We start from the raw sequence: 232 nt of genomic DNA, 5'->3' as shown, positions 1-232 counted from the left end.
CCTGGCGCCGGCGCGGATCGCGGTGATCGCGCTGGCGGTGGTCTTGGCGCTGGTGCTGCTGGTCGTGGCGGTGACTCTGCCGGGTGGCGACCAAGCGGCGCGCGCGCCGACCAAGCCGCCTGTGCTGAACGGGTCGCTGCAATATACCCCGGCGGTGGTCGCGCTGGTTGCCTTTTCTGCCATGGCGTGGCGCAGCGGCCATCCTTTGGCGGGCTGGATCGTCGCCGCCACG

At 72.0% G+C, this 232-nt stretch carries 1 protein-coding gene; it reads left to right on the top strand.

Features of this window, described 5'->3' with window-relative positions; genetic code table 11:
* Nucleotides 1-232: hypothetical protein (locus tag NLM59_RS11650; RefSeq protein WP_304417952.1), on the top strand; the 232-nt coding region annotated here is incomplete at both ends.

The sequence above is a fragment of the Profundicola chukchiensis genome (genome assembly GCF_029664245.1).
Taxonomy (GTDB): domain Bacteria; phylum Bacteroidota; class Bacteroidia; order Flavobacteriales; family Weeksellaceae; genus Profundicola; species Profundicola chukchiensis.
This window is presented reverse-complemented; position numbering and strand designations above follow the sequence as displayed.